General features: G+C 34.3%; 11 protein-coding genes. 7 read left to right on the top strand and 4 right to left on the bottom strand.

The window, feature by feature from the left end; translation table 11 throughout:
• Positions 1–185: 185 nt before the first annotated feature.
• Positions 186–353: a hypothetical protein gene (locus tag DHU68_RS14215; RefSeq protein WP_160111146.1), complete on the bottom strand. Its 168-nt coding sequence runs from the start codon at positions 351–353 to the stop codon at positions 186–188.
• 66 nt (positions 354–419) lie between these two features.
• Between DHU68_RS14215 and DHU68_RS14210 the strand changes: the two genes are divergently transcribed.
• The 7 genes from DHU68_RS14210 to DHU68_RS13445 all read left to right on the top strand — a co-directional run bounded on the left by DHU68_RS14210 (position 420) and on the right by DHU68_RS13445 (position 6,577).
• On the top strand, positions 420–626 hold the full coding sequence (locus DHU68_RS14210) for a hypothetical protein (RefSeq protein ID WP_160111145.1): 207 nt from the start codon (positions 420–422) through the stop codon (positions 624–626).
• 55 nt (positions 627–681) lie between these two features.
• Complete coding sequence (locus tag DHU68_RS13470; RefSeq protein ID WP_108823524.1) at positions 682–2,232, top strand: hypothetical protein; 1,551 nt, start codon at positions 682–684, stop codon at positions 2,230–2,232.
• Between the two features lie 263 nt (positions 2,233–2,495).
• Positions 2,496–3,614 (top strand): DEAD/DEAH box helicase, encoded by a 1,119-nt coding sequence (locus DHU68_RS13465; RefSeq protein WP_108823523.1) that lies wholly within the window; start codon positions 2,496–2,498, stop codon positions 3,612–3,614.
• 30 nt (positions 3,615–3,644) lie between these two features.
• Entirely contained in the window at positions 3,645–4,085 is a 441-nt protein-coding gene (locus DHU68_RS13460; protein WP_108823522.1) for a cold-shock protein, read from the top strand.
• A 159-nt stretch (positions 4,086–4,244) separates the two neighbouring features.
• Positions 4,245–4,541 carry an RNA-binding protein gene (locus DHU68_RS13455; protein WP_108823521.1) on the top strand — a complete coding sequence of 99 codons (297 nt, stop codon included), beginning with the start codon at positions 4,245–4,247 and terminating at the stop codon, positions 4,539–4,541.
• Between the two features lie 230 nt (positions 4,542–4,771).
• Positions 4,772–6,067 (top strand): hypothetical protein, encoded by a 1,296-nt coding sequence (locus DHU68_RS13450; RefSeq protein WP_108823520.1) that lies wholly within the window; start codon positions 4,772–4,774, stop codon positions 6,065–6,067.
• A gap of 39 nt (positions 6,068–6,106) precedes the next feature.
• On the top strand, positions 6,107–6,577 hold the full coding sequence (locus DHU68_RS13445) for a collagen-like protein (protein ID WP_108823519.1): 471 nt from the start codon (positions 6,107–6,109) through the stop codon (positions 6,575–6,577).
• Positions 6,578–6,660: 83 nt separating this feature from the next.
• On the opposite strand, the gene rhaM is transcribed toward DHU68_RS13445, so the two are convergent.
• From rhaM to DHU68_RS13430, 3 genes are all read right to left on the bottom strand, one after another.
• Positions 6,661–6,975, bottom strand: coding sequence for an L-rhamnose mutarotase (gene rhaM / locus DHU68_RS13440; protein WP_108823518.1), 315 nt, complete (start codon positions 6,973–6,975; stop codon positions 6,661–6,663).
• Between the two features lie 139 nt (positions 6,976–7,114).
• Positions 7,115–7,930 (bottom strand): SH3 domain-containing protein, encoded by an 816-nt coding sequence (locus DHU68_RS13435; RefSeq protein ID WP_160111144.1) that lies wholly within the window; start codon positions 7,928–7,930, stop codon positions 7,115–7,117.
• 1 nt (position 7,931) lies between these two features.
• A complete protein-coding gene (locus tag DHU68_RS13430) occupies positions 7,932–9,533 on the bottom strand; it encodes an ankyrin repeat domain-containing protein (protein ID WP_108823516.1) in 1,602 nt (533 codons plus the stop codon).
• Positions 9,534–9,538 lie beyond the last annotated feature (5 nt).

The following is a 9,538-nucleotide window of genomic DNA, read 5'->3' as shown; positions in this document are numbered from 1 at the left end:
TCGTCCCATTCGCTGATGATGAGCCAGGATACAAACTGATCGATGGTCATGGTCTCTTTCTGCCGGGTTTCAAGACTCGTTTTAAAAGCTAGGAACATGCCTCTGAGTCTTAAAGATGTCATTTTTTCAAGGGTTTTCTGATTCATTTCCATTGTTGTTTATTTAAAGGGTTATTGTTTTAATCATTAGTTATAATACTCTTTACCTCTGATGTTATCATGTTCAGGCATGGGAGCATTGATGTCTGTCTCGTTCTCCAGAGGGACCTCATCCTGTCGGGTAGAGAGGATGCTGTCGATGGCCGGATAACTGTAAAGCCCATAGCTATCTGCCCAACGGCAAGCGTTAATCAAGCGTTTCTCCCCAACTCTTCGGGCAAAAGACAGGATCCCCCGGGCTGACTTATAAGCCTGCTCGGGATGAGCTTTGGACTCAATGACTTTAGCGATATAAATCTCCACATCGGAGTGGATGCTTCGGGCTTCTTCTATAAATTTTTCTACACTCCAGTCTGCATACTCTTTATGGTGGGAAGCCAGATGATCCCTGTTGGTCGTGTATTTAAAACGGGCGTAAGAGCGCTCATGTTCCGCTATCTTTTCATAGCGGTAGTAAATCTCTACTAAAGTAGAGGTGTAAAGCACCTTCACTCTCTTACTGATATATTTACAAAATGGAGCTGTGTTCCCGAAAGGAGAAATAAAGATTGGTTTTTATTTAATAAACTACACAAATAAGGACGATTTAGAAAATCCGTTTAGGAAACCTCTTTATTTCTTTTGGTCAAATTGGGGGCAAAAAGAGTATAAGGAAAAGAATATAGCAAATGAAAATTTAGAGCCATATATAAAACACACTTATAATTGGGCTTTCAATTCATGGAGTAAATATGTGTGGCAAGAATTTTCTTTAAATGGCAAAAGGGTAGGAGCTCCTTGTTTTATAGTAAATACGACTCAAAGTCCTAATTATAAAGGAGAAGTCAACTTTAGAGAGTTTCTTTCTATCTGGAATCAAGCATGGTTCAGCTCTCTACGTTCGGCAAGTGGATTATATCGATATGCTAAACGAACCAATAATACTGAACTTTTAGAAAAAGCCAAACTTTCAAAAGAATTAGCATTATCTGCTCCTCAAAAAGACGGTTTTTTCTATGGTCTTATTGCAACGGAGATGGAAGATGTAACAATTGAAGGGAAAAGCTATAGACGATCAAAGGGATGGGATACCCATTACTGGGGGAATTCCGATAGAAATCCTTATACATGGGATCCTCAGCTGGCTCCTTTCCATGTTCTGGATATGAGTTGGACTGCACTATTAATGCTTCGCTGGTATGAGGAGTTAGAACAAGATGAAAGACTTCTTGATTATGCTAGAACCTATGCTGATGCATTGCTTAAACAGCAAACTACGAATGGATATTATCCGGGATGGCTTGACCTCAATACATTGCAACCAATGCAATATCTTAATGATTCGCCAGAGTCTTCGATGTCTGTTACTTTTCTATTGAAATTATATGAAATAACCAAGGATGATAAATATAGAGCATCGGCACTAAAAGCAATAGATGTTATAATTAAAGATATTGTACCAACAGGACGATGGGAGGATTTTGAAACTTATTGGTCTTGTTGTAGATGGGGTTCAGAAGATCATGTAGGCAAAAAGATAGAAAGAAATAATATGTATAAACAGTGTAATTTCTCTATGTTTTGGACTACAGAAGCTTTATTAGAGGTTTATAAATTAACTGAAGATGAGAGATATCTAAAAGTAGGCCAGCGAGTTGTAGATGAGTTGTTAATGACTCAAGCTTCGTGGCAACCTCCATATATATATGTAAAAGCTATAGGCGGCTTTGGTGTACTGAATGCAGATGGAGAATGGAATGACTCCAGAGCTAGCTTGTTTGCAGAAACAATTGTTCGCTATGGTAAAGAGTTGAAAAACGAAGAGTATATAGAACGAGGAATTGCAGCATTACATTCAGCTTTTACAATGATGTACTGCCCTGAAAATCCTGTTACTAAAAAACAATGGGAGAAAGTATGGCCATTCTTCAATGAAAAAGATTATGGTTTTACAATGGAAAATTATGGACATGGAGGCATTGCTACTGGAGCAGGCGCAGGCATGGGTGAATTCACAATCTATGATTGGGGAAATGGTGCTGCAGCCGAAGGTTACAACCGAATGTTAGACCACCAAATGCTCAATACAAATTGATTATACACATATCTACTTACTCTTATTAGAGAAAAAGGTAAACTTTAAATCCAATAGTGATTTAGAGTTTACTTTTTTTGATGCTCTCTATTCCTAAAGATTAATAATAAGTAGTAATAACAAAAAACTTAGATTTTTTCACTATCTTTGTGTTGATAAACATTTTGTGTTGGTTTCTCCTCAATTGGTTCTTCCCCCACTATTTGTTAAAATTTAAGCTATAAACAATTGCTACAATGGTTGTAGTGATTCAATATTAATACATGACATTTAAAGAATTAGAAATTATTGAGCCTGTTTTGATGGCTTTAAACGAAAAAGGATATATAACTCCGACAGATATACAGCAACAAGCAATACCTCCTGCATTAGACAATCGCGATATTTTAGGATTAGCTCAAACAGGAACAGGAAAAACCGCAGCTTTTTCTCTCCCAATAATACAACAGCTCTATCAGGGAAAAAACAATTCAAAAAAAAGAGAAATTAGAGCTTTAATCTTAACTCCTACACGAGAGCTGGCAATTCAGATAAATGAATGCCTTACAGATTATACTAAATTTACAGATATACGTCATTGTGTTATTTTTGGTGGAGTAAAACAAAATACGCAAGTAAGAGAGTTAAAGCAAGGCATAGACATATTAGTAGCTACGCCAGGACGCTTACTTGATTTAATGAGCCAAGGAATCATCAATCTGAATTCTATTCGGCACTTTGTATTAGATGAAGCTGATCGAATGTTAGATATGGGCTTTATACATGATATTAAAAGGCTATTACCTAAGCTTCCGAAGCATAAACAAACTTTGTTTTTTTCGGCTACTATGCCACAATCAATAGATAAATTATCACGCTCTATATTACATAATCCCGTAAAAGTGGAAGTAGCTCCTGTTTCATCTGTAGTAGAAACAATAGAGCAATATATTTATTTTGTAGAGAAACAAGAAAAGAAAGATCTGCTTATCAATTTATTAAAAAAAGATGGCCGAAAATCTGTTCTTGTATTTTCTAGGACAAAACATGGGGCTGATAGAATAGCACGAATTCTTTGTAAAGCGGGAATTGAAAGCGCTGCAATTCATGGTAATAAGTCACAAAATGCTAGGCAACGTGCATTAGCTAATTTCAAATCAAATGATATACGAGTTCTTATAGCGACAGATATTGCGGCTAGAGGAATCGATATAGATCAACTAGAGTTGGTCATAAATTATGATCTACCAGATGTACCTGAAACATATGTACATAGAATAGGTCGCACAGGAAGAGCGGGAAATAATGGCACAGCTTTGACTTTCTGTGCACAAGATGAACGAATGATGCTAAAAGATATTCAAAAACTGACAGGGGTAATATTACCTACTGCATCAAATTAGAATTTTAAACAAAAATATAAAAGGAGATAAATGGCAAAATCAAACTCATTCAACAAAAGAGAAGTAGAAAAAAGAAAACAAGAAAAAAGAAAAGAAAAGCAACAAAGAAAAGAAGATCGCAAAAATAATCCTACAGATTCGTTCGAGGATATGATCGCTTATGTAGATGCATACGGAGTTATTACAGACACTCCGCCCGAAGCAAAAAAAGAAAGTATAGAGCTTGAAGATATAGAAATATCTATTCCAAAGAAAACAGAAACTGATGAAATTAAAGAATTGACTGGTCGAGTTGAGTTCTTTGATGAAAATAAAGGTTTCGGTTTCATAAAGGATAGAGAAAGCGTAAATAAGTATTTCTTCCATAAAAGCAATGTAGAAGGAGAAATCAAAGAAAATAATATTGTTTCTTATAAATTGGAACGAGGTCCCAAAGGAATGAATGCTGTAGATGTGAAAATTGTAAAATAATTGATTTTTATAGTGATATTGAGCTAATTATAATTACATTTGCTCCCAGCATTTGGGTTTTATAGCATATCCATCCTTTTCTTCAATTAATAAATTAAGTTGAGTTTGTTTTGTGATATTGTGGCTCATTTGATTTATTAACTATTTATTTTATAAAAAATGAACATTTTTATTGCAAGTTTAAGCTTCAATGTGACAGACTCAGATCTGTCTGATTTATTCCAAGAGTATGGTGCTGTTTCATCAGCTAGAGTTATCACTGATCGCCAAACAGGTAGATCTAAAGGCTATGGGTTTGTTGAAATGGATGATGACACGGCAGCGAATAAAGCGATTGCAGAATTGAATGAATCAGAACTTGATGGAAGACAAATAGCTGTATCAGAAGCTAAGCCTCGTGAACCACGCTCTTACGACAACAACAGAGGTGGATACGGTAGTCGTAGCAGATATTAATTGATTACGATATAAGAAAATAAAAAAGAGATGGGATTCCATCTCTTTTTTTTATTATAAGTATGCCTGAATCTAAAGATATAAAGGTTAAATAAATACAAAAAGATTATGCTCTTGAAAAATGGTTAAACCTTTTTAAGTTAAGGAGGTCATAGCTAATAACAAGATGATAGTAAGCGCGCGACTACTTCTCTTTTTTAGTAGTATTCACCTAATAATGCTATGTAATTATGAGAAAGTTAATCAAAATAAGTATCATTATGTTCCTTTTATTGACTGTAGGATGTCAACAGAAGAGTAAACAACAAGCTAAAGACAGCAACCTTTTCTCAAAAGAAGAAGTAGCTCAGATCAATGAGGTAAAAAATGCCAATCATGACACTATTGCATATGTATCTGATTATGTGTGCAAAGAAAACAAAACAGAAACAAATACAGCAAAAAAACACTTTGTTATTGGATCTAAAGACTCCTCTAAAATAATACTTAAGAAAGAATATATTCCAGAGGTATTACTTCAAAACACAAATCAGAATAGTATCGGTTTGAATCTTACTAATAGTTCGGATATGAACTTTTCTGACAATTATATAGAGCCATATTATTATGATTACTCAAACCTGAGCAGTTATTATTATAATGATAATTACTACAAAATTTTTTATTACTATGATGACTATTATTATGACGATTACTACTATATATACAACAATAATGGATACAGTAAACCAACATTTCCAATAAAACCTTGGCATCCCAAACCCGAAAGACCGGAAACTAAGCCAGAAGTGAATGCTGAGATACGTCCATCTGAGCGCCCTATCCCCGAATCAGAAAAAGGGCAAATAAGGCCTTCTGATAGACCTATTCCGAATTCTGAAAAAGAAGAATCAATTCACCTCAATAAGCCTAATGAAAGTAATAGTGCTGATATTCGTACATCAAATAGACCATTACCTAAGTCAGAACAAGAACTGATAAAAGAAAATAACACTAATAAGATAGATCAAAGTCTTAGAGAAACAGAATCTAGGGACCAACGTGAAGAAGAAAATAAAAAAGAAAGAGAACAACAATTGGCGAGGGAAAGACAAGAAGAACAAGAACGCAGAGAGACAGAAGCTAGACGTCAGCGTGAAGAAGAAAGCCGCAGAGAATTAGAACAGCAACAAACAAGAGAAGCTGAGGCGAGGAAAAGACAAGAGGAGCAGAATAGACGAGATAGAGAGCAACGAGAAGAACAAGAGAGTATGGAAGCAGAAGCAAGACGTCAGTGTGAAGAGGAAAACCGAAGAGAACTAGAACAGCAACAAGCAAGAGAAGCTGAAGCGAGGGAAAGACAAGAAGAACAGAATAGACGAGATAGAGAACAAAGAGCAGAGCAAGAACGCAGAGAAACAGAAGCTAGACGTCAACGCGAAGAGAATGAGAGAAAACAAAAAGAACAGCAAGAACAAGAGCGTAGACAAGCAGTCTCTTCATCAAATAGTTCCTCAGAAGTTAGAAGTACAGATAGAAGACGTTAAATCAAAACTACATAATATTAATCATTAAAATATAAGATTATGAAAAAGCTAATATTACTACTGAGTATGATGTTTACTTTATTTGCATGTGAAGGTGAAATGGGACCAATGGGGCCTCAAGGACCAGAGGGTAAACCAGGGGAACCTGGATATGGGAATAAATGGTACACTACAAGCTTTACTATAAAATCAGACCAATGGGAGTTAGTCGGAGAACCAGGAGAGTTAAAATCTTATTACATGGTTGTGCTTGATTTACATCAGCTTACAGAAGAAATATTTGAAGAGGGTACAGTGGTAGGGTATATCTCAATGGGAGAAAATGTGAAAAATGGGTTGCCTTATGTGATGCATACTGCTGAAGGAGGTACAGATGGAAATCATTATTGGACCCAAACATATGATTTCGATTTTGCTCCGGGAAGTGTTGCTTTTTATGCAACTTTCTCTGATTTTGAAACACAAAAACGTCCGGGAGACGAAACTTTTCATATTGTACTTATGTGGTAACTTCCCTTTTGTTACTATCCCCGTACATCTTTTATATGCACGGGGAATATTTATTTTATTAAAATATATACAAAATGAGGGTATTAATCCATATGAAAAATTTCTATGAGCGGAATAGAAATGGGAGAGTTATATGAATTTGTCTCCATTATATCGGCCATATATGCCCACCATTTCTGAACGATAGGATTATCTCCTAAGTCTTGAGAAGAGGAGCCTCCTTCTACTTTTTGATAACCATAAAGTATGTTTGTTTCTTTATCCCAAAATATAGAATAATCTGAAACTCCTGTTTCTTTAAGTAATTGTTTTAGTTCAGGCCAAATCGCACCATGTCTTTTTTCATATTCGGCCTCAAAGCCTGGCTTTAAATACATTTTAAAAGCTTCTCTTTTCATAATAAATCTGATTTTAAGGTTCACTTATACAACTGATTAACCTTTAAATATAATCATTTTGTATTTATATATAAATATATTATTTCAATTTATTATAAAACTCTCAATTTGTATATAATCAAAAAATCATACATAGAAACTATTCTATAGGCTCAATAAGTCTCCCATAAATATAACCGGATATACTACCGATATTTATCAAATACCATATTTCTCCCTGCGATTCAACCTGTTTCAAAACTTCGACTATAAAATTATCAGAACCAAGACCACCCTGGTTGATAATTTTGGAATTGAAAGAAGGCTTTTCTCTAATGTTAACTTTACGTGCGTTTATAATGGTTCGTTCTCCCTTGGTAGGGTGGATAAACCTGACTTTCATTTTCTCTTCAGATTCAAGGCTATTAAAATTATAAGTTTGAGTCAAATATTTATTCAAATCCTCGGTAGACTTAATGTTGAAAGTTATATTTTCCGTATCCAAATCTTTCCCAAACCAAAATTCTTTTTCTTTGATTAAATGATTATTATCATCGTTAAATTGAATATCTGTATAAAGAGGTTTATTATTAGCTATTGCTCTTATACCAATGACAGCTGGGTTTAGTGCAGAAGATTCTTTTATTATTGTATAAATAACATTACCTAAACTATTGTAATAATGTACTGTAAAACCTGAATATTCCGGATAGTTATTCATATGTATGGACTTTCGTACAACTGAATTGGTGTCAGCATAGACATAAGTGACACTTTCGGAAACCTTTTCATAATCGACAATAGAAATATTTTCAATCTCTTGCTTACAAAGTAGGAAAGTTGATTTATTTAATGTTTGTTGATTTATATCAACAACCTCCTTTCTAATTTTCTCCAAGTCTTTACTTATATTTTGAGAATAAAGATTCATGGAGAAAAATATAATAATGCCCAACCAAAATATTCTTCTTGTCATTTTAATTAACCTTTAATTCTTCTAGAGTTTTTGCCCCCTTTGACTCAAGGAGTTTAACAACCTCTATTTTATTATTCTCTCGTGCAATATCAATTGCAGTAGTCCCATTCCCTATAGCATTAATATCTGCTCCATGTTTTAACAATAGATTTATCATTTCCGCGTCTCCATTCTTAGCCGCAAAAATAAGGGCTGTATTTCCATATTGATTTTTAAGGTTTATACAAGCTCCCTTGTCAATAAGAAAGGCCACAGCGTCATAATCACTTCCCATTACAGCTCTCATCAGAGCGGTTGTTCCGTATATATTTCCTTCATTGACAAAAGCACCACTTTCTATTAATAGTTTTAAAATAGGGATAGAAGCTCCTGAATTTAAAGCTCTAAACATCATACTTCCCATATAATCTTGTTCCCAATCAGGATAAAGACTTGCTCCTGTATTTATAGCTTTCTTTACTTTATCTACATCATTTTTTATAATAGCATCTAATAGTTCTATATCTTTATCCATTTGAGATTTTATTTTTGGGGAAGGTATTTGCTCATAATCTATATTTACCAATTTCAATAATGACTCAAACTTCTTAAGATGTTCATCTCTGTCCTCACCATAATAGGCAAAACTCCATGGGTTGTAAAATACAGCTACTGAATCGCCAAAATTGTTGATATCACCTAAGTTAGCTCCTTGTGATAACAAATATTCAACAACCTTTAGGTATCCTCCGCTAACAGCGAACATCAAAGCCGTCATTCCTTCAAAATCCTTCACATTTATATCAGCTCCTCTTTCTACGAGTAGTTTTGTCGTTTGATACACTCTTTCTTCCAGATCTTCAAAAATATCACTCCCTGACATTTCGTCAAAAGAATATAATGAAGTTATTATCAATGGAGTTCTATTATATTTATCTTTAGAATTTATACTAAAACCTTGTGATATGTAAAAATCAATAATGTCATTATTCCCGCAATAAGCAGCATGCATTAAAACATTCTTTTTCTGATAATCTACAGCATGCATATCAGCTTTTTGTTCTATTAAGAATATCACAAGCTCTAGATTGCCACTTTGAGAGGCAAAAATTAAAGGAGTCAGTTCCTGTTCTCCTCTTTTATTGATATCCGCTCCGTGAGCAACAAGAATTTTTGCTAATTCAAGATTCCCCTGTATAGCAGATCTCATCAGTGGAGTTTCTCTTATCATAAAATAATGACCAGATACTGAATTATAATATGACTCGACTTCAGCTCCACGACGAAGCCAAAAGTCTGCAGCATTTGGACTTCCTGCATAAACAGCATGCCATAAATACAATGTCGGATTTAATGGACTAGTCTGATAGAGGAGTATAATTTCCAGAGCGTCAGTTTTATTATATTGTGTTGCTGTAGACAAAGCTTGTCTTACCATTTGTTTAAAATGCTCAATATGTAATAAATTTTCTCCATTCTGTAAAAATTGCTTTAAACTATCAAGATCATTATTTGTTATGATCCTATTTAAGCCATCTTTATCCATTTGATCTTGGGCATAGATGTTTACATAAGAAAAGACGGTTAAAAATAAGAAGCAGATATGTGTTAGAATCTTTTTCATAGCTC

Source organism: Dysgonomonas sp. Marseille-P4361, assembly GCF_900343125.1.
In the GTDB taxonomy this organism is placed as follows: Bacteria; Bacteroidota; Bacteroidia; order Bacteroidales; family Dysgonomonadaceae; genus Dysgonomonas.
The sequence above is the reverse complement of the archived record's forward strand: the minus strand, read 5'-3'. Positions and strand labels throughout refer to the sequence as shown.